This window comes from Enterobacter sp. JBIWA003 (assembly GCF_019968825.1).
GTDB lineage: Bacteria > Pseudomonadota > Gammaproteobacteria > Enterobacterales > Enterobacteriaceae > Enterobacter > Enterobacter quasiroggenkampii.
Map to the genome: position 1 here is coordinate 1285828 of NZ_CP074170.1, position 23357 is coordinate 1309184.

The window sequence follows — 23357 nt, forward strand, 5'->3', positions numbered from 1 at the left end:
CGCCTTACCCGGCCTACAAAAACAGAGAACACAGGCCGGGTAAGCGCAGCGCCACCCGGCAACAAGGGCTACTTCGTGACGCGATCGTACCAGACCATATCCGCGTTCAGCCCCTGCTGATACCCCTTCACGTTATCGCGCACCACGATCTGGGTTTTGCCCTGATCGACGAACACGTACGGCGAGCTCTGCTGCAGCTGTTCCTGCATTTTCTTGTACAGATCCAGACGCTTCGCCGGATCCGGTTCGGCAACCGCCGCCAGCGTGGCCTTGTTCAGTTCCGGGATTTTCCAGCCGTTCAGGCCGGCCACGGTGCTGGACTTCCCGTCGTTCCACGCGAAGGCGCTGGCGTTAGAGTGCGCATCGAAGTAGTCCGGGATCCACAGACGGATCGCCGCCTGATGCTGCTTAGCGCGCACGCGGGCATAGACCTGGCTCCCGGCGGCAGGCAGCAGATCCACCTTCACGCCATCCTGAGCGAAGCTCGCCTGCATCGACTGGGCGATGGTGATAAACGGCGGCTTGTTCTCCACGTCCAGCGTGAAGTGTGCGTCCTTAATGCCCGCTTTGGCGAGAATGGCTTTCGCTTTTGCCGGGTCAAATTTAAACGGATTATCTTCCAGCGCGCCCGGCAGGCCGACCGGCAGGAAGCTCTGATGAACAAAATACTGGCCTTTCAGCAGGTTCTTCGTGATGCCGTCATAATCGACCAGCCAGCGCGACGCTTCCCAGAAGGCCGGGTTATTCAGCAGCGGATTGGCGCTGTTGCCGGTGTTAAACACCAGGTAATTCTGCTCGGCGGACGGAATGCTCAGCACCTTCACGCCCGGCTTGCCGTCCAGGGCGCTAATCTGGTCTGCACCCAGATCGCGCGCCACGTCCGCATCCCCCTGCTGGATCAGCAGGCGGCGTGAAGCCGGATCGGGGACGTTTTTAATGATGATGCTTTTGAGCTTCGGCGCGCCGCCGGGCGCGGAGTCGTTAGCTTCCAGCACGATGGCCTGATGCGGCTGATAGACGCGCATTTTGAATGCGCCGCTGCCAGCCGAGTGCATTTTCAGCCACGCGTTACCGAAGTCATTATCCTTCACGTTCGCGGCGACCTCTTTTTCATCGACGATAGAGGCAATCGGCGTGGAGAGAATATTCAGCGCCACCGACGGGCTGACGTCCGCCGTCCAGTGAAGCTGGAGGGTATGATCGTCCACCTTTTTCAGCTGGCTGGCGATGTTGCTCGCCTCCCAGCCCAGCACGTTGAGGATAAAGGCCGGGGATTTGTTCAGCGTCACGGCGCGGGTATAAGAGAAGATCACGTCTTCCGGGCGCAGCGGGTTGCCGGAGGCGAATTTCGCATCGGGTTTAAGCTTGATGGTCAGGGTTTTTGCTGCCGCGTCCGCTTCCCAGCTTTCTGCCAGAATCGGCGTGATTTTTTCCGGATTATCGCGGTCCGGCTGTACCAGACGCTGGTACAGGCTCGGCACGGTCTGGATGCTGGAGAGCTCGTTGGCTTCTGCCGGGTCGAGGCTCACGATATCATCAAGCCCCTGGGCAACCACCAGCGTGTTGGGCGGAGTAGCGGCGTGGGCTGCGCCTGAGAGCGCAGCCAGCACCAGTAACGGCAACAGTTTTTTTGTCATAGCGATCCCTGAGAAGAATATATTGTGATTGTTTTATGCTCCGCTACGTTAGGGCGACTGTGACATTCCACAAAGTCGAAATTCAGCTTTACTTATGCCTTCCGGGAATATCGCATGCGCTCGGGCTATTAAAACACGCTGCTTTTCGCGCGCTTTTTAACCTGCTATAACAAATGCCTTACCTTTCAGGGAGTCACCGCCGTGCCCGAAATCAATCAACATGGTCAAACCGTTAACGATATCGTTCCCAACTGGAAAGGCGCGCGCGCGTTAACCCGCACGCCGCTGTTCGGCCAGTATTGCTGCCTGGAGCCGCTGGACGCCGATCGCCACGCGGCCGATCTCTATGAGGCCTACGCGCTGGGCGACGACAGCGACTGGACGTGGCTTGCCAGCACGCAGCCCACGAGCGTGGAAGCCACCGCGCACTGGATCATGGCGAAGGTCATGGATGATGAGCTAGTGCCGTTTGCCGTCATTGACTTACGCACCGAACGGGCGGTGGGGCTGGTGAGCTATATGGCCAATGAGCGGCTGCTGGGGTCGGTGGAGATAGGACACGTCACCTGGTCGCGTAAAATGAAAGGTTCCCGCATCGGCACTGAAACGGTGTGGCTGCTGCTGAAAAATGCGTTTGAGCACGGCTACCGGCGGCTGGAGTGGAAGTGCGATTCGATGAACGTTGCCTCACGCAGGGCGGCGGAGCGGCTGGGGTTTGTCTGGGAAGGGCGTCTGCGCCAGAAGCTGGTGCGCAAAGGGCGCAACCGCGACAGCGATATGCTTTCTATTATTGACGGCGAATGGCCGCAAAGAGATGCGGAGCTGCGCGCCTGGCTGGCGGCGGAGAATTTTGACGACGACGGGCGTCAGATAAAGCGTCTTGAGGCGTTTCGGTTATAAGTTTTTTATGTAGGGTACAGCGTAAACGCGCGGCTAATCCGCGGAAATCGCGATTTCAATCAGGTTGGTTTTTCCTGACTGTAGCCCGCGCGCTACCGCTTCGGCGATATCGGCAGCTTCGGTTACCCGGCAGCAGTGGACGCCCATGGCGGTGGCCAGCGACTGAAAATCGATATGCGGGTTCACCAGGTCCATCCCGATAAAACGCCCCAGCCGCGTTGAGCTGTAGTCAGCCTGGCTCTTCATAAAGTTTTTCAGGATGTTGTACTCCCTGTTATTCATGACGATAAAGGTGACCGGCAGATTTTCGTGTGCCGCCGTCCAGAGCGCCTGCGGCGAGTACAGGGAGGCTCCGTCACCTATCAGGCAGACCACCGGCTCCCGTCCGCGTCCCAGCGAGTGCCCTACTGAGGCAGGCATCCCCCAGCCCAGTCCGCCGCCGCGCATAAAGTAGTAGCGCTGGTGCTGCTGGTCAGAGATGAACCGGCGGACATGCCTGGCGGTCGCTATCGCCTCATCAACGATGGTGGTACCCGCCGGAATGGATCGGATGACTTCCCAGGCTGCGACCATCGGGGAGATCGCCGGGCGTAGCCGCTCGGCGGCCAGACGTTCCTCCTGTTGCTGCCACTCCTTCTCCCGTTCATCGCGGGCCGCAACCAGCAGCCGCTGGTGGACCAGCCTGCTGGCGATCAGGCGCTGCTTAAGCTTTGGCAACAGTTCGTGCAGGGACAATTTGATATCTCCCATCACCGAAAGGCGAGTGGCATAGGTGCGGCCAAGTTCGTGCATATCCGCCGAGAGCTGATACACCGCGCAGGTCGCCGGAATGGCCTCCCCCTCGCTGTACAAAATAGTGATCAGGCTTCTGCCGCCGATGATGAATACGGCATCGTAGGCGTTGATGATGCTGGCGATTTCGCTGGCGGTGGTGGGCATATTGCCCCGCCAGAGGGCGTGCTGAGTGGGAAAAGGTAAATTCAGCGGCCAGGAGGAGCCGTAGACGTGGGCGCTGAGCGCTTCCGCCAGCTCGACAATCTCATGCGTCGAGCCGCTGGAGTGCACCTCATCGCCCGCCACAATCATGATCCTGCCGGGCGTAACCTGGCTCAGTTCTTCGGCCAGTTCGTCCAGCGAGCCCGCCACGGTGTGGTAGTTCACTTTAGAGGCCGTTTGTATCCCGGCGTCGCTCAGCTCTTCCATCACGTTCATTGGCAGAGAGAGCAGCACCGGACCAGCCGGAGGATAGCTGGCAGCGTGAAACGCGCGGCGCACCAGCACCGGGAGCTGGTCGGCGCTGGTGACCTCCTGCGCCCATTTCATGACCGGGGAGCCAATGGAAACAATATCATCATACAGCAGCGGATCGCGGACGTAGTGCCGCGTATCCTGCTGTCCAACGGTGACCACCAGCGGGGTTTTCATGATCCGCGAATTAATGAGATTCCCCATGCCGTGCCCCAGACCGCTGGCGGTATGCAAATTGATAAAACCGGTCTTGCCTGAGGCTTTCGCATAGCCGTCAGCAATTGCCACCACGGTGCTCTCCTGTAGCGCCAGAATATAATGAATATTTTCATGGCGAAGCAGGGCATCAATGAGCGGAAGCTCGGTGGTACCGGGGTTGCCAAAAATATATTCCACGCCTTCACTCTCCAGCACTTCAAGGAGAATATCGGCACCCGTTCGCATATTGAGATCTGATAAGGACGTTAATGATTTAATCATACTGACACCTCATTCAGTATTATTTAACCCAGGCTAAAATTCTTCCTGCGTTGGACGAACAACAATTTCATTAATATCAACGTCGCCAGGCTGTTCTATGGAAAATAAAACCGCGCGGGCAATCGCGTCAGCCGGAATAGCCTGCTTATAAAACTCATGGAGAAATTTTTTGCTCTCTTCGTCAGAACTGCCGAATTGCAGTTCGCTCTCGACGGCGCCGGGCGAAATAAGCGTCGTGCGGAGGGTTTTACCCGCCTCCTGACGTAAGCCTTCACTCAGCGCGCGGACGGCGAATTTCGTGGCGCTGTACACCACGCCGCCAGGCGCCAGCACCTTGATGCCCGCGACGGAGGCAACGTTAATAAAATGCCCGCTGCCCTGACGCTGGAACACCGGGAAAGCGGCAGCGATGCCGTACAGTACCCCTTTCAGATTGGTATCAATCATCTTGTCCCATTCGTCGGTTTTCAGCTCGCTAAGCGGGGCGATAGCCATAAAGCCCGCGTTGTTGATCAGCACATCCACGCGCTGGTAGGCGGCAACGGCAGCGTCAATGGCGTGCTGAACCTCTTCCTGACGGGTGACATCGGCCTTGACGGCAATAGCCTTGCCGCCTTGCTGAATAATCTGATCCACCAGGGCATTAATTCTGTCCAGACGGCGCGCCACCAGCACCAGCGAAAACGCGTTATTCGCTAAATGGAGGGCAATCGCCTGACCAATACCGCTGCTGGCACCGGTAATGACAACAACCTTGTTTGCACTATTATTCATGATCTTATCTCGCTATTGAGTGATGCAAAAAATAAAAGGCAGAGAAGCGTTAATGAATAATGACAAATTCATTAACGCGGTTTTGGATATATTGTGTATCGGGAATAAAATGATGTTCGTTTAAAACTTAATGGAGTACGGAAGAGTCTGTCAATGTCGTTTTTTAATAATTAAATTAATTGCAGACCTAATATTTAATTCTTATAGGTAACCGAGAATAGTATATAAATGAAATCGGGTCACGATAGCGGCCCTGCGAACAGGGCCTGAGGATTATAATTTGCCACTGTAAAGCACCGGGCCTGTGGGGAGTCCAGTGGGCGATCCGCCCTCTGGTTCAAGGCTTATGGCAATCGTGGCGTCAGGAGGGAGCGTTGTGTTCCTGAGGGTGACGCGTGTGGGGATGTCGTTATGCAGCAGTCCCATGGATACCGGCGCCTGCCCGCCTGGGATCAGCCAAAGCTGCAGGCTGTGTTGCGCCGCGACGACCGTTGGTCGAAGAGGGGCAATGCTCAGGTGCTGACGGCTGGCGTCCGCGCTGACGACCCACTGTCCGTGCTGTTGGGTATCGTTGAGTACCATCAGCGGAGCGAGTTCCGGGGTACGGATGGCATACCAGGCAACGACCGACAGGGCGGCGAGGGAGGCCGCAGCCATCCAGCCGACATAAGGCCGACTTTTGCGTAAAGGCTTTTTGGGCGGCAGATCGAGGGCGATTCTCTTCCACACCGTCTCGGGTGGAGGGACGGGCACAAGATGACTATCCAGCGTGCTGAACATCTCCTGCCAGTACGCCACGCGGGCGGCCAGAGCGGGTTCATGGAGGACCCTTTTCTGGAACTGAAGCCGCGCTCCTCCCCGCAGCGTGCCGAGGGCATACTCTGCTGCCAGCATGTCGTCACGTTTTTCTGCGTCATTCATAGCCCGACACACTCCCGAAGATGGTCCATTGCCCGACGTATCCAGCTTTTCACCGAGCCCAGAGGCTGCTGGAGCCAGTCGGCAATGTCGCTGTGAGACATTCCCTGATAGTAGGCGAGCGTAATGCTCTGGCGCTGTTCGCTGCTCAAATGTTCGAGACACTGCCTGAGCCGTTCTGCCTGCACATCGTCGTGCCAGTTATTCTGCTCATCGTTCTCGCAAGGCAGAATCGCGTCGTTATACGCCGTCTCGCGGTCGGCAGCGCGGGTTTGCCCGCTGCGCAGCCAGTCAATACAGCGGTTGCGCACAATGTGCGTAAGCCAGGTCATCGGGGAGCTCAGTGCTGCGTTGTAGGTTTCGGCTTTACTCCAGACGGTGATAAAACAGTCGTGAAGGATCTCTTCTGCCCACGCGCGGTCACGCAGCATGCGCAGCGCGACGGCAAACAGGTGTGGCGACGTGAGTCGATAAAGTTGTTCAAATGCACGGCGATCGCCGTTTGCGACCGCCTGCATTAATTTCAGTTGCTGTTCAGCCAGCGCGTTATCCATGTTTTTCCCGGAAGGCAACGTCACACTTCCGAAGTATAGACAACTACTTAGGCATCAGGACGGTATCAATCACATCGATCACGCCGTTTTTTTGATGAACGTCATAGGTGCTAATGTTCGCCACATTGCCTTTACCGTCCTTAAGCTGAATATTGTGCGGGCCGTTGCTCATGATCCACAGTGGCTGACCGTTAACGGTCTTCAGCTCCGCGTGGCCGCCGCCCTGTTTAATTTTCTGCTCCAGCGCTTTCATATCGTAATTACCGGCGACCACGTGATAGGTCAGGATGCTGGTGAGTGTTGCTTTGTTTTCGGGTTTGACCAGGTTCTCGACCGTGCCGGCAGGCAATTTCGCAAACGCCGCATTGGTCGGCGCAAACACGGTGAACGGCCCTTTGCTCTGAAGCGTGTCCACCAGTCCTGCCGCTTTGACGGCGGCTACCAGCGTGGTGTGATCTTTCGAGTTTATGGCGTTTTCAACAATATTTTTGCTCGGGAACATTTCCGCTCCGCCCACCATCACGGAGCCTGACGTCATGGCGGCTGATGCGCCTGCACAGAAGAGTAAAGCGCTGGTTACGAATGCAACACGGGTTAGCTTTTTCATCATCTTTCCTCGGATTGGGGAGCAAAGGGGTTGCTCACATATGCATATACGAGGGGAGGGTGGAAACTGGATGCAGGAAAATAAAAATAAATTTTTGAAGGGGGAGGTTAATCCCCTCTCCCCTATGGAGCTGAGGGGGCCCCACAAAGTAATGCCAGCACGGAACAGTCCCCTCGCCCCTCCGGGGAGAGGGTTAGGGTGAGGGGAACATACAGCTGTTGTGGTCATTCCGTTCACTTTATGTTCCTTGCTACTCTGTAACCCCATAACCTGTGAACGTGCCAGGGTGGCTCAGTCGCCACCACCCTGGCGACCCGGGCTCCCGGCGGTAAATCGCCGCTACGCGGTGCCCTCGGCTTATTCCTTCCGGCTTATCGGGGACGGGCGGAGGTAACGTCCCTGTAAAGCCCGCCCTCTCGGCGCATCCATGCGCCTCGCCCCGGCCTGCAGGAAACGCCTCAGCGATTTACAGCCGGACCAGGGCATCGCTGAAAGGCTTCAGTCGTTCTTAAACAACGTTATTGATGCTGCTTAAAATTACTGGGGATCCCTCAGCCTATGGGGAGAGGCAGGGTGAGGGGAAATATCCTCAGCGCCTCACCGGTGCCCCGTTCGCCACATAATACGCCGCCGTGCTCTTCGCCAGCGGCTCGCGTCCACGAATGGCGTCGGCAATCTTCTCGCCGATCATAATGGTGGTGGCGTTCAGGTTGCCGGTGATGATCTGCGGCATAATCGACGCATCCACCACGCGCAGCCCTTCCAACCCGTGAACGCGGCCTTCGCCGTCGACCACCGCCATCTCGTCGTAACCCATCTTGCAGGTGCCGCACGGGTGGAAGGCGGTTTCCGCGTGGTTGCGCACGAACTCGTCCAACTGCTCGTCGGTCTGGCAGTCTATACCCGGACTGATTTCACGGCCGCGGTACTTGTCCAGAGCGGGCTGGTGCATGATCTCGCGGGTAATGCGGATCGCGTCGCGGAACTCCTGCCAGTCCTGCTCGTGGGACATATAGTTGAACAGGATCGCCGGATGCTGGTGTGGATCGCGCGACTGGATGCGCACGTGTCCACGGCTCGGGGAGCGCATGGAGCCGACGTGGCACTGGAAGCCATGTTCTTTCACCGCGTTCGAGCCGTTGTAGTTAATCGCCACCGGCAGGAAGTGGTACTGAATGTTCGGCCACTCAAACTCCTCGCGGCTGCGGATAAACCCGCCCGCTTCGAAGTGGTTGCTCGCGCCCACGCCGGTGCCGCCAAACAGCCACTCGGCGCCAATCTTCGGCTGGTTCCACCACTGCAGAGCAGGGTAGAGGGAGACCGGCTCTTTGCATTCGTACTGGAGGTACATCTCCAGGTGATCCTGCAGGTTTTCGCCCACGCCGGGCAGATCGTGTACCAGCGGGATATCGAACTGTTTCAGCAGGTCAGCGTTGCCCACGCCGGAGCGCTGGAGGATCTGCGGGGAGGCAATCGCCCCGGCACTCAGCAGCACTTCTTTTTTTGCCGTCGCTTTGGATGGGATGGTGCTTTCACCCTCCAGCCACTCGACGCCCACCGCGCGCTTGCCCTCAAAGAGGATGCGATCGGTCATGGCGTGGGTGCGGATGGTCAGGTTTGGGCGCGGTTTCGCCTGATCCAGATAGCCGCGCGCGGTGCTGGCGCGTCGGCCCTGCGGCGTGACCGTGCGGTCCATCGGGCCGAAGCCTTCCTGCTGATAGCCGTTGAGATCGTCGGTGCGCGGATAGCCCGCCTGCACGCCCGCCTCCACCATCGCCTCAAACAGCGGGTTCACGCCCGGTTTCGAAGTGGTGACGCTCACCGGACCGTCGCCGCCGTGATAGTCGTTCGGCCCCACGTCGCGCGTCTCTGCCTTGCGGTAGTAGGGCAGGCAGTTGAGGTAGCTCCAGTGCTCCAGACCCGGCTCTTTTGCCCAGTTGTCGAGGTCCATCGCGTTACCGCGGATGTAGCACATGCCGTTGATCAGCGACGAGCCGCCCAGCCCTTTGCCGCGCCCGCACTCCATGCGGCGGTTGTTCATGTACGGCTCTGGTTCGGTTTCGTACGCCCAGTTGTAGCGCTTGCCCTGCAGCGGGAACGCCAGCGCGGCGGGCATCTGGGTGCGGAAGTCAAAGCGGTAATCCGGTCCGCCTGCTTCAAGCAGCAGGACGGTGGTGTTCGGATCTTCAGTCAGTCGTGTAGCCAGCACGTTGCCGGCAGAGCCGGCCCCGATAATGATGTAGTCAAATTGCAAATAAACCTCCCGGTTAAAATATGGACTGGAATTTACCCATCTCAACCTGGATGGACTTCACCTGGGTGTAGCTCTGCAGCGTCATCACGCCATTCTCGCGGCCAATGCCGGAGTGCTTGTAGCCGCCGACCGGCATCTCTGCAGCGGATTCACCCCAGGTGTTGATCCAGCAGATGCCCGCCTCGAGCTGATGAATGGCGCCGTGGGCGCGGTTCAGGTCGGCCGTGACGATGCCTGCCGCCAGCCCGTAGTCGGTGTCGTTGGCGCGGCGAATCGCTTCCTCAATGGACTCATAGGTGAGGATGGACATCACCGGGCCGAAGATCTCTTCGCGCACGATGGTCATTTCGTCAGTGCAGTCGGTGAACACGGTCGGGGCCACCCACGCGCCGTTATCGAAGCCTTCGCCCTTCAGCACGTCGCCGCCGCACAGCACGCGCGCGCCTTCCTCTTTGCCTTTGGCGATGTAGCGCATCACGCTGTCGCGGTGCGGGAAGCTGACCATCGGACCAAAGTTGGTAGCTTCATCGAACAGATCGCCCGCGCGGATGCGGCCCACGCGCTCAACGATTTTCTGCTCAAACGCGGCTTTGAACTTAGCCGGAACAAACACACGGGTGCCGTTGGTGCACACCTGGCCGGAGCTGAAAAAGTTGGCCATCATGGCGATGTCCGCCGCGAGATCCAGATCCGCATCGTCAAAAATAATCAGCGGCGATTTGCCGCCCAGCTCCATCGTCACCTCTTTCAGGGAGGAGGCCGCAGCGTTCGCCATCACCTTTTTGCCGCTGGCGACGCCGCCGGTAAAGGAGACTTTGGCGATGCCCGGATGCTCGGTCAGGTACTGGCCGGTCTCCGCGCCCACGCCCGGCAGGACGTTAAACACGCCGTCCGGCAGGCCCGCTTCGGTGTAGATCTCGGCAAGTTTCAGGGCGGTAAGCGGCGTCACTTCGCTCGGCTTGAAGATCACTGCGTTGCCCGCCGCCAGCGCCGGGGCGGATTTCCACAGGGCGATCTGGATCGGGTAGTTCCACGCGCCGATGCCCGCTACTACGCCCAGCGGCTCGCGGCGGGTATAGACGAATGAGGTCTCGCGCAAGGGGATCTGGCTGCCTTCCAGCGCCGGGATCAGACCCGCGTAGTACTCCAGCACGTCCGCACCGGTGACGATATCCACGGTTGAGGTTTCGGAATACGCTTTACCGGTGTCGAGGGTTTCCAGCTTTGCCAGATCGTCGTTGCGCTCGCGCAGGATGTCGACGGCGCGACGCAGGATGCGAGAGCGCTCCATGGCGGTCATCGCCGCCCAGACTTTTTGCCCGCGCGTTGCGCTTTCTACGGCGCGATCAACATCTTCGCGCCCGGCGGCCTGAACGGTCGCCAGGACTTCACCGTTGGCCGGGTTTATGGTCTCGAAGGTGCGACCGCTGGTGGCCGATGTATAACCACCATTGATATAAAGCTGCTGTTCTGCCATTCGGGACATAAATTCTCCTCGGTTATTCGGTCGGTAAATGCTGGCTGATAAAGTGGCTGGTCAGTGACTGCGCCAGGGTCTTATCCAGCGGCTTGCCGCTCAGCGCGGCGCGCAGCCACAGCCCGTCGATCAGTGCCGCCAGCCCGTAGCCCGCCTCCTGGGCCTGCTCGCGCGGAAGCTCGCGGCGGAACTCGTACACCAGGTTCGACAGCAGGCGGCGGCTGCTCACCTGCTGCAGGCGGTAGAGCATCGGCTGGTGCATGCTGCTTGCCCAGAAGGCCAGCCAGGCCTTCATCGCGGCGCTGCTCACCTGGGTTTCATCAAAGTTACCGCCGACAATCGCCTGCAGACGCTGCTCCGCGCTGCCGTTCGGCAGGGCGTGCAGGCGGCTTAATACCGCATCGCGCAGCTGGCCGGTGATGTCGCGCATGGTCGCTTCCAGCAGACCATTTTTGTCTTTGAAATAGTGACTGATGATCCCCGTGGAAACGCCCGCCCGACGGGCGATCTGCGCGATCGTCGCGTCGTGCATTCCCACTTCATTTATTGCTTCCAGCGTGGCGTCGATAAGCTGCCTGCGCCGGATCGGCTGCATCCCCACTTTGGGCATTTTTGCCACTCCATTCATCAGCGTTGGTTAACCATTAAAGCGGTTTTTGATTGGACGTTCAATATAAAATGTGTCTTAATTGTTGCGGATTTGGATTTTAATAGTTACAAAAACAGTGAGGATACTGGATGACAGACCTTTCACAGGACAGAGAAAAAGACAAAATCAACCCGGTCGTTTTTTATACGTCCGCCGGGCTGATTTTGTTGTTTTCCCTGACAACGATCTTCTTTCGCGATTTTTCTGCCGAGTGGATTGGGCGCACCCTGAACTGGGTGTCAAAGACCTTCGGCTGGTACTACCTGCTGGCGGCGACGCTCTATATCGTCTTTGTGGTCTGCATTGCCTGCTCGCGCTTCGGCTCCGTTAAGCTCGGTCCCGAGCAGTCCAAGCCCGAGTTCAGCCTGCTGAGCTGGGCCGCGATGCTATTTGCCGCGGGCATCGGCATCGACCTGATGTTCTTCTCTGTGGCCGAACCGGTCACGCAGTATATGCAGCCCCCGGAAGGGGCAGGGCAGACAATGGAGGCCGCGCGTCAGGCGATGGTCTGGACGCTGTTCCACTACGGCCTGACCGGCTGGTCAATGTACGCCCTGATGGGGATGGCGCTGGGATACTTTAGCTATCGTTATAATTTGCCCCTCACCATCCGCTCTGCGCTGTACCCGATTTTCGGTAAAAAGATCAACGGTCCGATCGGCCACAGCGTCGACATTGCGGCGGTGATCGGCACCATCTTCGGCATCGCGACAACGCTCGGGATTGGCGTGGTGCAGCTTAACTACGGCCTGAGCGTGCTGTTTGATATTCCGGATTCGATGGCGGCGAAAGCGGCGCTGATTGCGCTCTCCGTCATTATCGCCACCATTTCGGTGACGTCGGGCGTCGACAAGGGCATCCGCGTGCTCTCCGAGCTGAACGTGGCGCTGGCGCTGGGCCTGATCCTGTTCGTGCTGTTTATGGGCGACACCTCGTTCCTGCTCAATGCCTTAGTGCTGAACGTGGGCGACTACGTGAACCGCTTTATGGGCATGACGCTGAACAGCTTCGCCTTCGACCGCCCGGTGGAGTGGATGAACAACTGGACGCTCTTCTTCTGGGCGTGGTGGGTCGCGTGGTCGCCGTTTGTCGGCCTGTTCCTGGCGCGTATTTCACGTGGCCGCACCATCCGTCAGTTTGTGATGGGCACGCTGATTATCCCGTTCACCTTTACCCTGCTGTGGCTGTCGGTGTTCGGCAACAGCGCGCTCCATGAGATCATCCACGGCAACGCAACCTTTGCACAGGAAGCGATGGCGCACCCGGAGCGCGGCTTCTACAGCCTGCTGGCGCAGTACCCGGCGTTCACCTTTAGCGCCTCCGTAGCGACCATTACCGGCCTGCTGTTTTACGTCACCTCAGCGGATTCCGGCGCGCTGGTGCTGGGCAACTTCACCTCGAAGCTCAAAGACATCAACAGCGATGCCCCGAACTGGCTGCGCATCTTCTGGTCCGTCGCCATCGGGCTGCTGACGCTCGGCATGCTGATGACCAACGGCATCTCGGCGTTGCAGAACACCACGGTGATCATGGGGCTGCCGTTCAGCTTCGTTATCTTCTTCGTGATGGCCGGGCTGTATAAATCGCTCAAGGTGGAAGATTACCGCCGTGTCAGCGCCAGCCGCGACACCGCGCCGCGCCCGATGGGCGCGCAGGACAGGCTGAGCTGGAAGAAACGCCTGTCGCGCCTGATGAACTACCCGGGCACGCGCTACACCAAACAGATGATGGAGACGGTCTGCTTCCCGGCGATGGAAGAGGTGGCGCAGGAGCTGAAGCTGCGTGGCGCCTACGTGGAGCTGAAAAACCTGCCGCCGGAGGAGGGCGAGACCCTGGGGCACCTGGATCTGCTGGTGCACATGGGCGACGAGCAGAACTTTGTCTACCAGATCTGGCCGCAGCAGTACTCGGTCCCCGGCTTTACCTACCGGGCGCGCAGCGGGAAGTCGACCTACTACCGGCTTGAGACCTTCCTGCTGGAAGGAAGTCAGGGGAATGATTTGATGGACTACAGCAAGGAGCAGGTGATTACGGATATTCTGGACCAGTATGAACGGCACCTGAACTTTATCCATCTGCACAGGGAAGCGCCGGGGAATAGCGTGATGTTTCCGGATGTTTGATCTATTTCGTGTATGAATGACAGGGCACCCGTAACGGGTGCCGCTTTCACCTGTCCTGAACGTGAAGACCGGTTTTCCAGATGAAGAAACTTACCGTGTCGACTAATTTTGAATCGGCCTCGGCATAGGTTGCTGCACTGTGTCCTCCCTGACGGTAAGCCAGAACCAGCACGCTACGCGGCGAGCCGATCTCCTCTAAACGGGCGGCGAATTTTGCTGTTTGCCACGGAGAAACGCGCTGGTCATGCAGGCCCACGGTTAACAGCACGGGAGGATAACGTTTTTCAGGTACCAGATGCCGGTAAGCATCTATTTTCAATAAGTTTAGCCTGCCTGACGGCGTCAGCGGCGATCCCAGTTCGTCATAGTTCATCACGCCTATCGGAATGTTATCCAGTCGGCTGGTATTCAGCATCCCGGCGTCTATGGCCACTGCGGAAAACAGTTCCGGGCGACGGGTCATCGCCATACCCACGATAATTCCCCCCGCGCTTTCACCCCCGATTGCCAGTTTTGACGGTGAGGTGTAGCGACTGTCGATAAGATATTCCGCGCAACGGATAAAATCGGTAATGGAATTTTCTTTCTTATCCGCTCTTCCTGCTTCGTGCCATTCAGGGCCCATTTCACCGCCTCCGCGTACATGCGCGATAGCGAGAATACCGCCTTGTTCCAGCCAGAGCAGACGGGTCAGATCGAATGAAGGAAACGTACTCACACCGTACGCGCCATAAGCCGTCAACCAGGTAGGGACCGAACCATCGCGCGCAATGCCTTTACGGTATATGAGAGTCAGTGGGACGCGAACATTCTCTGCTGTAGTGACCCATTTTTCTTCCGTCACATAGTCTGTCATGGGCTGGCTTAACGGCGGTATTAACTCTGTTTTCTGGATAATGTTATCCGCAGGTTGATAATGATAAATGACGGGGGGATTAAGCCAGCCCTGACGGGTAAAGAGAATGTCCTGACTATCGCTGCTGGCAAATATCGCACTCACGTCTTCATCTGCAGGGACCGGAATTGCCTGGTGATTACGGATATCAGCAAACGGAATACGCATGAATTTACTGATTCCGGCGTTATGATAAGCCACATAAAGTGAATCCCTACTCAGGCTTAATTGTGTTAACTCTCCGTTCGACCAGCTCATCACGGGTTCTTTGGTGGAGGCAGGAGCCGCCAGATTGATGCGTGAAATATCATAGCCTGAGGAGGCGTTATAGCTCGCCAGATAAATCCACTTCCCGGAATAAACAAAGGCAGAAACATTTTTATCGGTATCAACAATTTTGTTCCAGATGAGTGTGCTGTTGTCATCCGCGTCTTTTTTAGCGGCAAAAAGGTAGCCTCCATAACCACTGATGGATTTTGAAATGTTAACAATCAGATATTCAGAATCAGGAGAGGTGTACAGATTAACGTTTTCGCAGGCTTTTTGTGCGAGTTCAGGGAGCGTGCGCCAGTCAAACGTCATAACGTCTCTGTCGTGCCCTATACGATGGAGGTAGACCTTGCCGCAGGTTTGTCGTCCTGAATCCTGAGTGATGGTGTTGAGACTATAATAAAAGGACTGATTATCCGCGGCCCAGACAACGCTGGGATAGCGAACGTCGGGGATATGCGTATCTAATACGACATTATCCACAACCCGGATAACGGTAATTCTCGTGTTTTCAGTCCCGTTTCTTGAGAGCCCAAAAGCCACATAGCGACCATCATGTGAAGGGCTAAAAAAATTAATCCCATAGCCAACAGGCGGATCAATGAGCACCCGTTCCGGTTTTCCCTTCTGTCTTACAAACAGCCGCAGGTATGGGTGTTCGACCGCTGAGCGTAGATAAAAACGATTTTGTCCCGCATCATAAATATCAGAAATAGTGGGGGCCGTATTCTCCAGCTCGCTTAACCTTTTCGCCAGCGCGTTTCTCCATGGAAGGGCGTGGAGTGTCTTAACCGTCTGGTTTGAGCGTTGATTTAACCAGCGAGCAGTCTGTTGGGGGTGAGTTTCCATCCAATGATAAGGATCCATGCCATCCTCATAGGGATTTTCGTTAGCATGAGCGAAAAAGAGACAGCCGAAAAATGCGAGGATCGTAATAATTATCTGCTTGCTGATAGGTTTTATTCTCGGTATCAGGCAATGTTTCATTTCTGGCTGGGCTCATGTTGTTCTGTTAGTGGCGTTAGTTGAATCACACGTTCAGCGGATGCGATAGTTGATTTTCTGTGCGCGATGATAATGCGTGTGATGTTTAACTTTTTGATGGCTGCATTGACATAGCTCTCACTCTCTTCATCCAGCGCGCTGGTCGCTTCATCCATAAATAATATTCCGGGTTTGCGATATAGCGCGCGCGCAATAAAGAGTCGCTGTTTTTGTCCACCTGATAATCCTTCACCGAGTTCACCAATTAGGGTCTCGTATCCCATAGGCATTTTTATAATCACGTCATGGATATAGCTGGCGCGGGCGCAGGCTTCCATCCACTCCTTATCGCCTTTGTCATCAAAGCCACAAATATTTTCCCTGATTGATCCAGAGAACAACTTATCATCCTGCATAACGCAGCCGATAATTTTACGATAGTTGTTTAAACCCAGCTGTTGAATGTCATAACCGTCGATTGTGACGGAGCCCGAAAGTGGTTCAAATAAGCCACAAAGTACTCTCATAAGCGTAGTTTTCCCCGCTCCTGACGGTCCTGTAATCGCCACGCTTTCACCTGCTGAAACCTTGAATGAGAGATTGCGAAAAACATCGGCGGAATGCTCGTCATAGCGATAGCTCAGCGCATGGGTTTCAAGAGTAACAGGTTGCATGGTATTTATGATTTCTCTGTCAGGCTTTTTCATTTCTCTTACGTTAAGCGCAATATCGGATACGCGTTCGTTATGAAGATGCATCATGCGCAACTTCATCAGAAAATTTGTCAGTGACCAGATTCTGTCGGCAAATTGTTCTCTGAACACGCCAAAAGCGATGAACATCCCAATTGTCATCGCGTTTTCTATGATGAGTTTTGAACCCAGCCATAACATTGTTATTTGTTCGCAGGCAATAATAAAAGCGTTTACCCCACCAAAAAGCAGATCCATTTTGGTGATTTTTATCTCTGTATTGATCGTGTCAATTTCCAGATTTAACCAGTGAGTGCCGCGTCTCTCACTCAAACCCTGCATTTTTACGGTCGCGATACCGTACAACGTTTCCATGAAATAGGACCGGGTGCGGGCATCTCTGATGAGGGTTTCTTCCGATAGCTCGCGATAGGTACTGTAGGTCATTAGTCTGGTCAGAACATACAGCGCAGTAAAGCCTATGACTACGCCAGTCAGCCAGCCGCCATAAAGTATCATCATCACGATGACACCCATCATCATGGTTCCATCGATAAGTGCCCCAATGATGCTACTGGTAAAAGTTTCCCGAAGCGTGTTCAGTGATCCAAAGCGCGACTGAATATCGCCCAGCTTGCGCCGCTCAAAATAGCTTAGAGGCAGCCGCACGAGATGGGTAAAAAGCCCGGACTGCCACTGCACATTGATAAGCGTCGTCATTATCAGCGAGGACCATGAACGTAAAGCACTCAACGCCACGCGCAGTAAAGTAAAGAGAAACAGGCCGATACAAATCACCGTTAACAAGCCCATATCTGCGGCGGGAATAGCATGATCCAGGGCGAGTTGAGTGCCTATCGGTATAAGCAGGTTGATGGTTTCAATAATGAGCGAATAGAAAAATATTTTGCCTAACATTCCCTTAAGGCCGTGCACCTTCGCGGCCAGGGACCTTAGGCTGAACTGATGGCTTGTTGGCTGTGCGGCAAATGTACTTCCGGGCCATACTTCGAGCGCTATGCCGGTGAAGTATTTCGACATCTCCTCCATACCTACTTTTCTTCTCCCCCGAGCGGGGTCGTGAAGTATGGCTCGATTCTGCTTCACGCTGACGAGTACCACAAAATGGTTAAAATCCCAGTGCAGGATGCAAGGAGTCTTAAGCGCGCTGAGTTCATTGAGATCGAGGGATAAACAGCGTGTTGCGAGTCCAAGCTGTTCAGCAATTTGCGTCATGCCTGCCAGCGTGGTGCCCCGTGCCGACAGGTTAAATTGTTGACGCAGGGCGATGAGGTTGCTCTGTTTGCCATAGTGGCTACAGATCATCGCGAGGCAGGCCAGGCCGCACTCTGACGATTCCGTCTGGTGGACCAGCGGAACCCGGGAGCGCAACTGGAGATCCAGCTGTTCGATGAGGGTTTTAAGAGAGCGTTTACTCATTTACCGGACCCCCGGCGCTATTTTTCATATCGTAGAAGGGTGAAAGCATCCACTGGTAGATTTTTCTTTTTTCCAGAAATAAGGTGCTTTGAGCCTGCATACCATTGCCTAAACTCAGACGTTTGCCCGCATAGGCAATGTTTTGTCTGTCAGGCCTGATAATAATTTTGTAGTAAGGGGCGGCCCCGGGTGAGGTTGCTTTAAGTGCCCCCTGATAGGTTTGCATCTCCTGAGGGGAGGCTGGGGAACGCGAGATAACCGAAATGGAGCCCCCAAACATGCCAAATTTTTGTGCCGGAAACGCCTCATAGCGAATGTTCACCCGGTCGCCAGGAGAAAGGTAGGGGACGGCATCATTAGGCACCCATGTGACAAGAGAAAAATGATCGATAGTCAGAGGGATAATTTGCAGGAGGCTGTCGCCAGGTTTGATCATCTGCCCAACAGTAACGCTCAGGGAGTCTACCCGCCCGTCAGACATTGCCCGTATGATAATTGCGCCCCCGGCATCAATATTTAGACGCTCTTTTTGCAGCTCGTAGCGCTGAAGCTCCATCTGGTGGATCTGGTTATCAAATTCGGCAGCCTGAGTTTGAATCTGGCTTTCGAGAGTGGTCACCTGCAACGCGTTCTGATCGCTTTGAGCAGACAAATTAAGCATATTATTTTGTCGCTCGTAGTATAAGGCTATCTGGTTTATCAACTGATCCTGCGTGATAAGTCCGCGCGCTTGATAATGCCGATAGTTTTCCATGTTCGTTTTCATGACGCGAATGCCTTCCTGGGCTTGTGCGATAATGTCTGAGGATCTTTTGAGGGCCGCACTGTATTGCTCTTTTTGTTTTTTTAGCATTTCCAGAGTGTTTCTTTTATTCTCCTGAAGAAGATCCGTGATTTGAGCAATACGTGTAAGTTGGTTATCGACATCCATTCGCTGGTTATCACTCACAACACCGCTACGCGTGCTTTTACTAACATCTATCATGTAGATAGCATCGCCTGTTTTGAGCAGTTGACCTTCAGTGACAAACTGTTTAACTACAACGCCCTGGACACTGGCATACACATTTGATGAGCGGGGATACGTGGATATCTCACCCATCACTGTGATCCTTCTTGTATAGCTGAATGTCAAAATGAAAACGATAAAGGCAACAATAAAAAAAGCAGATAATCCGGCAACAAGCCAAATTGGAATACCAGGTAGTAATAAGGCCTTTCCCTGCCATCGCATTTTTTTGTATTCAACCGCTTGTTGGCGATACACGCATGCTATTCCTTTTGTAAAGCAAGTCTTTAGATTTAGCCTGATTCCAGGCGATCATTTTTAGCTGAATGGCGCCTGGTTATTCCACCTGTTCCAAAACGTTCACTGACTGTCCTGGCCATTAGCTCTCAGTCAGTAATGTTGACCCGGTAAAGATTCAGCCATCTTTTCCATTGCGTCCGTCATGTCCTCCGGGACCTCCTTTTCCGCCTTTGCCCCCTTTCCCGCCTGGGCCACCGTTACCGCCATCTCCTCCGTTACCTCCACGTCCACCATTGCCGCCGTTGCCGCCATTGCCTGACCCACACGTGCCACCGTTTCCTCCACGACCTCCGTTCCCACCGGCGCCCCCATTGCCGCCATTACCGCCGTCACATTGTGATCCTCCGGAAATAAGCTGCATCTCAGAATTCAGTAATTTTCGCATTTTCATCTCCTGATGAAATAAGTACATCCTTCACGATGGCCCACAATAAAAATCTATCGTGAGCCGTCGTATTCGCTGTTAAGGGTGATTAACGGCGTCCGCCATTATTACCACCACCACAGTTTCCGCCATTACCGCCGTTGCCGCCATTACCCCCACGGCCACCATTACCACCATTGCCGCCGTTACAGGTACCACCGTTACCACCACTGTTACCATTGCCGTTACCACTGTGATTACCGTTCCCGTTACCAGCACCAATTCCACCAGCGACACTGCTCATTTCATTTTGGTTTAATTCACGCATTATACTTTCCTTAGTGATATTGAGTTAATGTAAAACAGCGAAAGCATAATGTTCCTAAAATTATAAAATTGAAATGATTTATTTTGTGTTTATTGTTTTTTTTATCTTGGCATTTTTGATCTGGCTCGAGGTTTTATGGCTGAGTTCTGTTATGAAAAAAACTGCTCGCATACTTTTAAATGCTCAAGGAAAATTTTGGTGGCTATTATAAATGGTAGGGAGGGGCTTAACATTTTTTCCCGGTGGGTGTACGCTTATTTGATTGGTGGCTATAGGGGAGGATGGTTTTGTTATTATTCATCTGGTATTAATTAAAACTAAATGGCTGGAGCAATAAACAGGGCAGCATTATTCCTGAACGACAATCAAGGTATATACCTCTCCATTAACACGTTGCCAGGCGAGGCTAAAGCATTTTCCCTGCTGATAACGGCCTGCCGGATGGCTGAGCGTCAACGCGATAGTTTGCTGATTCAACGCCGTGACCCGTGCACAATCGAATCCCATGTAGCGCCTTGCCGTAGGGAACAGGGCTTTAAACAAACTCTCTTTGGCGCTGAATGCAAGCGTCAACGCCAGCGCAAAGGGGTAGCCCGAGCGTGTCAGGCACATCGCTTCCTGTGCATCAATGATGCCGTCCTGGATTTCTCGGGCTTCACGGTCAGGAAGAATGGCTTCGCAATCAATACCCACAAGCGCATCTGGATGACGGACGGCAACTGCCATCGCCTGCGTGCCGCAGTGGGTGATGCTCCCCGAAACGCCGTCAGCCCAGAGAGGTTCACCGCTGGGGCCGATGCCGGGCACGGTGTGGTCAGGTAAGGCATGCGCGGCGGCGATGCGGCCTGCCAGATGCTCGGCTTTGCGTTTGCGCCCGGCGTTTGCAAGCTCGGCGTGGTGGGGGAGCCAGAGGAGATCGGCGTCGGTGAAGGTGGTTGGGTCGAAGGTGACGTGGTGAACGGTGTGGCCGGCGAGAATGAACGTGGTGTGGGTTGTGTGCATGGTTTTTCCTCTATCAGCAAATAGTGCGGCCTGATGTCCTCACCCCAGCCCTCTCCCACGGGGAGAGGGAGCAAACACTAAAAACGGCAACGGGGTTGCCGTTTTGCTTTCACCTCGTCCTCACCCCAGCCCTCTCCCACAGGGAGAGGGAGGCGTTGTTGCCTTTATCAGAAACGCGTATTCACGCTCATATACCACGTGCGGCCTGGCTCATTATAGGTATAAGCCCCCGCGCCGTACATATACGCACCGGTGGTGGCGTTGCCCGTGGTCTGGGCATTACCCGCGCGCCACTGGCGCTTGTCGAAGACGTTATCCACGCCGCCGGTCAGGCTGACGTTTTTGGTCATGTCCCAGGTTGCGCTCAGACCAACGATGCTGTACGGGCTGACTTCGTCTTTCTCAGACCCGGTGACAGGCTGACCTTTGTAGTTGTACTTCTTCGGCTGCTGCTTGCCGTACCAGGTAAAGGTCGACTGGAGCGACACGTCCTGATGCACCTGCCAGCTCAGGGTTGAGTTCAGCGTGTACTCCGGAATGATCGACAGACGGTCGCCGGTCTCCTTGTTCTTGCTCTGCAGCATGTAGGTGATGTTGTTGGTCCAGTTAATCGTGTCGCTGACCGGCACGTTCAGGGAGCCTTCCAGGCCTTCAACCACCGCCTTCGGTACGTTTTCCCACTGGTAGATATCCGTCTGCACTTTACCGGAAGAGGTGTGACCAATCGGCGCGTAGCCCGCTTCAATCTTGTCGCGGTAGTCGTTGCGGAACCAGGTGACGCCCGCCAGCCAGCCGTCGTGTTTCCACTCCAGGCCAATCTCTTTGTTGATGCTGGTTTCGGCCTTCAGGTCGTCGTTACCCATCATGTAACAGCCCACGCCGTCGGAGCTGGCGTAGCAGCCCTGGCCTTTGCTGTAGAGCAGGTAGTTCGGGTTGGTCTGGTACAGGCTCGGCGCCTTATAGGCGCGGGCGATCCCCATCTTCAGCGTGAAGTCATCCCCCAGACCCTGCGACAGGTTAAGTGACGGGCTCCAGTTGTTGCCGACGATGGTGTGATGGTCGAAGCGCAGGGCAGGGGTCAGCATGGTGCTGTCGGTCAGCTCCATGTTGTTTTCGGCGAACAGAGAGAAAATCTCTGCCGACGTGTACGGGCTGCGGTCATTGCTCATGCCCGGAATGGTGCCGCCCTGCTGGGTTTGGGTGAAGGAGGTTGAGTCCTTCATGCGCTGCTGATTCCACTCGGTGCCGAGCGTCAGGTTCTGGTTAACGAGGAAATCAATCGGCAGGTTGATTTCACTGTGCAGCATCACGTCGGCCAGATCGGTGTCGGTGAATTTATTACTGTTGAACAGGCCTTCCAGACCGCCCGCCAGCCCTTCGCCCAGACGGGAGTTGCGGGTGTGCTCGTACTGCGCCCAGTTGCTGGTGGTAATGCCGTTATCCCAGCCGCCGTTCCAGGTCACCGCGAAGTTCTGGCGATAGATACGGTTGGTCTCTTTGCCGTAGTTCTTTTTCACCAGACCGCTGGAGCTGTTGTCATTGTTGGTGTTCTGGGTATCACCGGCGTAGAGGTTATTCTGGCGGCTGTAGCCCGCCTCAAATTCCAGAGACTGCATCGGCGCAAAGTCCCAGCGCACCACGCCGTTGATGTCTTTATTTTCTACACCCTCGCGGCCAGCAGGCAGCGTGTCGGCGTAGGCACCGGTACGGTCAGACTGGTGACCCTGGTTGATGTCCCACGCGTCGGCCTGGGTTTTGTCCAGATTGCCGAACATGCGGAAGCTGAAGTCGCCGCCCAGCGGGCCGCTCAGGCTGAAGTTGGTGCGCTTGGTGGAACCTTCATCCTTGTGCTCAGGCGCATTCAGGTAGGTGTTCCAGGAGCCGTGCCACTGGTCGTCGAATTTTTTGGTGATGATGTTCACCACGCCGCCAGCCGCACCGTTGCCGTAGCGCGCGGCGGCCGGACCGCGGATCACTTCGATGCGCTCGATCATCTCCGGCGGCACCCAGCCGGTATCGCCGCGCGTATCACGCTCGCCGCGCCAGCCCAGACGGATAGAGTTACGGCTGGTCACCGGCTTGCCGTCGATCAGGATCAGGGTGTTTTCTGGCCCCATGCCGCGGATATCAATCTGACGGTTATTCCCGCGCTGGCCGCTGGTGGAGTTACCGGTCAGGTTAACGCCCGGCATGGTGCGGATGATTTCCGCCACGTCCCGCGCGGGCGGGTTTTTACGTATCTCATCGGCGGTGATGGTCGATACCCCCGGTGCCTGCAGATTCTGCTCGGCGGCGGTGATCACCATCGTGTCTTCGTGCTGCGCAGAGGCGGTGTTGTCGTCTGCCAGAGCGGGCAGCGCGGCGCCGTAAATCCCTAAATTGACCAGCAAGGCCAGAGAGTGAATCTTCTTATTCATTGTACGTCCTGCTTTTGTGGTTGTTTTATGAGCGC

Annotated in this window: 18 protein-coding genes; 2 read left to right on the forward strand and 16 right to left on the reverse strand. The window is 55.6% G+C overall.

Going from position 1 to position 23357, the window contains the following annotated elements:
* Nucleotides 1–68: 68 nt before the first annotated feature.
* Nucleotides 69–1637, reverse strand: a complete 1569-nt coding sequence (locus KGP25_RS06120) for an ABC transporter substrate-binding protein (protein ID WP_223540117.1) — start codon at nucleotides 1635–1637, stop codon at nucleotides 69–71.
* Between the two features lie 201 nt (nucleotides 1638–1838).
* Between KGP25_RS06120 and KGP25_RS06125 the strand changes: the two genes are divergently transcribed.
* On the forward strand, nucleotides 1839–2537 hold the full coding sequence (locus tag KGP25_RS06125; protein ID WP_223540118.1) for a GNAT family protein: 699 nt from the start codon (nucleotides 1839–1841) through the stop codon (nucleotides 2535–2537).
* 33 nt (nucleotides 2538–2570) lie between these two features.
* Here the strand turns inward: KGP25_RS06125 and KGP25_RS06130 are convergent, their stop codons facing one another.
* The 8 genes from KGP25_RS06130 to betI all read right to left on the reverse strand — a co-directional run bounded on the left by KGP25_RS06130 (nucleotide 2571) and on the right by betI (nucleotide 11459).
* Nucleotides 2571–4265, reverse strand: coding sequence for a thiamine pyrophosphate-binding protein (locus KGP25_RS06130; protein WP_223540119.1), 1695 nt, complete (start codon nucleotides 4263–4265; stop codon nucleotides 2571–2573).
* Between the two features lie 33 nt (nucleotides 4266–4298).
* Nucleotides 4299–5039 (reverse strand): SDR family oxidoreductase, encoded by a 741-nt coding sequence (locus KGP25_RS06135; RefSeq protein ID WP_223540120.1) that lies wholly within the window; start codon nucleotides 5037–5039, stop codon nucleotides 4299–4301.
* Nucleotides 5040–5312: 273 nt separating this feature from the next.
* Entirely contained in the window at nucleotides 5313–5960 is a 648-nt protein-coding gene (locus KGP25_RS06140) for an anti-sigma factor (protein ID WP_069719628.1), read from the reverse strand.
* A complete protein-coding gene (locus KGP25_RS06145) occupies nucleotides 5957–6511 on the reverse strand; it encodes a sigma-70 family RNA polymerase sigma factor (protein WP_032649640.1) in 555 nt (184 codons plus the stop codon). Before KGP25_RS06145 ends, KGP25_RS06140 begins: the two co-directional genes overlap by 4 nt.
* Nucleotides 6512–6554: 43 nt before the next feature.
* Nucleotides 6555–7118 (reverse strand): fasciclin domain-containing protein, encoded by a 564-nt coding sequence (locus KGP25_RS06150; RefSeq protein WP_024906966.1) that lies wholly within the window; start codon nucleotides 7116–7118, stop codon nucleotides 6555–6557.
* Between the two features lie 589 nt (nucleotides 7119–7707).
* On the reverse strand, nucleotides 7708–9372 hold the full coding sequence (gene betA / locus KGP25_RS06155) for a choline dehydrogenase (protein WP_223540121.1): 1665 nt from the start codon (nucleotides 9370–9372) through the stop codon (nucleotides 7708–7710).
* 13 nt (nucleotides 9373–9385) lie between these two features.
* Entirely contained in the window at nucleotides 9386–10858 is a 1473-nt protein-coding gene (gene betB / locus KGP25_RS06160) for a betaine-aldehyde dehydrogenase (protein ID WP_223540122.1), read from the reverse strand.
* 13 nt (nucleotides 10859–10871) lie between these two features.
* A complete protein-coding gene (betI, locus tag KGP25_RS06165; RefSeq protein WP_023343550.1) occupies nucleotides 10872–11459 on the reverse strand; it encodes a transcriptional regulator BetI in 588 nt (195 codons plus the stop codon).
* 128 nt (nucleotides 11460–11587) lie between these two features.
* On the opposite strand from betI, the gene betT reads away from it, so the two are divergent.
* Nucleotides 11588–13621: a choline BCCT transporter BetT gene (betT, locus tag KGP25_RS06170; protein WP_024906970.1), complete on the forward strand. Its 2034-nt coding sequence runs from the start codon at nucleotides 11588–11590 to the stop codon at nucleotides 13619–13621.
* A gap of 46 nt (nucleotides 13622–13667) precedes the next feature.
* Here betT and KGP25_RS06175 read toward each other — a convergent pair whose 3' ends face one another.
* From KGP25_RS06175 to KGP25_RS06205, 7 genes are all read right to left on the reverse strand, one after another.
* Entirely contained in the window at nucleotides 13668–15773 is a 2106-nt protein-coding gene (locus KGP25_RS06175; protein WP_223540123.1) for a prolyl oligopeptidase family serine peptidase, read from the reverse strand.
* Nucleotides 15770–17902, reverse strand: a complete 2133-nt coding sequence (locus KGP25_RS06180; RefSeq protein ID WP_045909634.1) for a peptidase domain-containing ABC transporter — start codon at nucleotides 17900–17902, stop codon at nucleotides 15770–15772. Before KGP25_RS06180 ends, KGP25_RS06175 begins: the two co-directional genes overlap by 4 nt.
* Complete coding sequence (locus KGP25_RS06185; protein WP_167212087.1) at nucleotides 17895–19169, reverse strand: HlyD family secretion protein; 1275 nt, start codon at nucleotides 19167–19169, stop codon at nucleotides 17895–17897. Before KGP25_RS06185 ends, KGP25_RS06180 begins: the two co-directional genes overlap by 8 nt.
* A gap of 132 nt (nucleotides 19170–19301) precedes the next feature.
* Complete coding sequence (locus KGP25_RS06190) at nucleotides 19302–19544, reverse strand: hypothetical protein (RefSeq protein WP_052714374.1); 243 nt, start codon at nucleotides 19542–19544, stop codon at nucleotides 19302–19304.
* A 140-nt stretch (nucleotides 19545–19684) separates the two neighbouring features.
* The gene (locus tag KGP25_RS06195) at nucleotides 19685–19903 is read right to left on the reverse strand and encodes a hypothetical protein (RefSeq protein ID WP_045909632.1); all 219 of its coding nucleotides are present in this window, start codon (nucleotides 19901–19903) and stop codon (nucleotides 19685–19687) included.
* Between the two features lie 348 nt (nucleotides 19904–20251).
* Nucleotides 20252–20905 carry an enterobactin synthase subunit EntD gene (entD, locus tag KGP25_RS06200; RefSeq protein WP_223540124.1) on the reverse strand — a complete coding sequence of 218 codons (654 nt, stop codon included), beginning with the start codon at nucleotides 20903–20905 and terminating at the stop codon, nucleotides 20252–20254.
* A gap of 167 nt (nucleotides 20906–21072) precedes the next feature.
* On the reverse strand, nucleotides 21073–23322 hold the full coding sequence (locus tag KGP25_RS06205; protein ID WP_196345963.1) for a TonB-dependent siderophore receptor: 2250 nt from the start codon (nucleotides 23320–23322) through the stop codon (nucleotides 21073–21075).
* Nucleotides 23323–23357 lie beyond the last annotated feature (35 nt).

Coding starts and splice junctions, on each gene's coding strand:
- KGP25_RS06120 (WP_223540117.1), bottom strand. CDS start 1,637: ATGACAAAAAAACTGTTGCCGTTACTGGTGCTGGCTGCGCTCTCAGGC.
- KGP25_RS06130 (WP_223540119.1), bottom strand. CDS start 4,265: ATGATTAAATCATTAACGTCCTTATCAGATCTCAATATGCGAACGGGT.
- KGP25_RS06135 (WP_223540120.1), bottom strand. CDS start 5,039: ATGAATAATAGTGCAAACAAGGTTGTTGTCATTACCGGTGCCAGCAGC.
- KGP25_RS06140 (WP_069719628.1), bottom strand. CDS start 5,960: ATGAATGACGCAGAAAAACGTGACGACATGCTGGCAGCAGAGTATGCC.
- KGP25_RS06145 (WP_032649640.1), bottom strand. CDS start 6,511: ATGGATAACGCGCTGGCTGAACAGCAACTGAAATTAATGCAGGCGGTC.
- KGP25_RS06150 (WP_024906966.1), bottom strand. CDS start 7,118: ATGAAAAAGCTAACCCGTGTTGCATTCGTAACCAGCGCTTTACTCTTC.
- betB (WP_223540122.1), bottom strand. CDS start 10,858: ATGTCCCGAATGGCAGAACAGCAGCTTTATATCAATGGTGGTTATACA.
- betI (WP_023343550.1), bottom strand. CDS start 11,459: ATGCCCAAAGTGGGGATGCAGCCGATCCGGCGCAGGCAGCTTATCGAC.
- betT (WP_024906970.1), top strand. CDS start 11,588: ATGACAGACCTTTCACAGGACAGAGAAAAAGACAAAATCAACCCGGTC.
- KGP25_RS06175 (WP_223540123.1), bottom strand. CDS start 15,773: ATGAAACATTGCCTGATACCGAGAATAAAACCTATCAGCAAGCAGATA.
- KGP25_RS06180 (WP_045909634.1), bottom strand. CDS start 17,902: ATGAGTAAACGCTCTCTTAAAACCCTCATCGAACAGCTGGATCTCCAG.
- KGP25_RS06195 (WP_045909632.1), bottom strand. CDS start 19,903: ATGCGTGAATTAAACCAAAATGAAATGAGCAGTGTCGCTGGTGGAATT.
- entD (WP_223540124.1), bottom strand. CDS start 20,905: ATGCACACAACCCACACCACGTTCATTCTCGCCGGCCACACCGTTCAC.
- KGP25_RS06205 (WP_196345963.1), bottom strand. CDS start 23,322: ATGAATAAGAAGATTCACTCTCTGGCCTTGCTGGTCAATTTAGGGATT.